General features: G+C 44.3%; 1 protein-coding gene. It reads right to left on the bottom strand.

From position 1 onward, the window contains the following. Nucleotides 1-193: 193 nt before the first annotated feature. Nucleotides 194-890: S8 family serine peptidase (locus ACS8FD_RS18190; protein WP_439276883.1), on the bottom strand; the 697-nt coding region annotated here is incomplete at its 5' end.

Here is an 890-nt window from a genome sequence, read left to right as displayed (position 1 = left end):
GCGCTGAAAAAAAATAGTTTAGTGAGCACCAATTACTATTGACAATAAAAAAGCCAATCGTTAACGATTGGCTTTTTTATGTTTAGTTGTTTTGTCTTAAAGAATTAAGTTTACGAAAAAAGAGCTTGTTTATGGATAAGCTTGTAACGGTACAAGCTCTAGAAAGTTAGACTGCGTGTCGAGCAAGCTCTTATCAGGTGTCAGTCTCTTTTCCCACGTTTGTATCGAACGCTTCACGATCTTTTTCTTTGAACGCTTTGAATTCCTCAAACGCTCTGAATTGTTTGAAGCGTTCAAACCTTTCAAACGCTTTGAACGCTTCAAACTCTTGGAACGCTTTAATAGACTCTTCTTCTTTGCTTTTTTCAATTTCTATCATCGCTTGAGTGCCCTCAAAGGCATATTGGTATAATGCTTTTATATCGGGTCTATTGCCGATACGCTGTGTACGTGGACGTTCAGGTGCATCAGTTTGTTCAGCGCCTGTCGCACGTAAGCACTGGCGTATTTGGGTAGGTGTTAGGATTGCACTACCGCGGGCACGCGCCATACCTTGCAATGAGGCCACGGCTCCAACCACAATAGGTGATGCAGACGACGTGCCTGAAAAAGTATCTGTGTACCAAACGTCCTCGTCTAAACCGCTTTGTAGATCACCATAGCCACACGTCGTCACTTCACGACCCCAGCCTTGTGCATCGATCAGTGCGCCGTAGTTTGAAAAACCCAATCTTGATCTATCTGGTCCATGATCGCGTCCATGAGTACCAGGCGGCGGTGCTCCTGCGCCAACGAAAATAGCGCCAGAATCTCGATTTGATCGGCGAAAAGAATTACGCCAACTACTTGGAAAATTGTTTGGTCGCACCTCATAGATATCATCATCCAGA

The organism is Psychrobacter sp. 1U2 (assembly GCF_051847575.1).
Note: the sequence above shows the minus strand (reverse complement) of the source record. Positions and strands in the feature narration are given on the sequence as shown.